Genomic DNA, 363 nt, shown 5'->3' on the forward strand with positions numbered 1-363 from the left:
GCCAGTGGGCCGTGGGGTGGTGTGGTGGGGGTGGTGGGGTGGACTTGGAGCATGATCTGGATGAGGGGGTGGTGGGTGGTGGTGCGGTGGGGGTTGAGGTGTTCGACGATGCGGTCGAAGGGGGTGTCGTGGTGGTGGTAGGCGGTGAGGTCGGTGGTGCGGGTGCGGTGGAGGAGTTGGGTGAAGGTGGGGTTGTCGTGGGTTTGGGTGCGGAGGACGAGGGTGTTGACGAAGAATCCGGTGAGGTGGTCGAGTGCGTGGTCGTCGCGTCCGGCGATGGTGGTGCCGAGGGGGAGGTCGGTTCCGGCGCCGTGGCGGGTGAGGGTGGCGGCGAGCGCGGCCTGCACCACCATGAACAACGTC

1 protein-coding gene is annotated in these 363 nt (G+C 68.0%); it reads right to left on the reverse strand.

Going from position 1 to position 363, the window contains the following annotated elements:
* The coding region (locus tag ACX6XY_RS30110; RefSeq protein WP_460337807.1) for a condensation domain-containing protein at positions 1-363 on the reverse strand (363 nt) is incomplete at both ends.

The sequence above is a fragment of the Streptomyces sp. O3 genome (assembly GCF_054788135.1).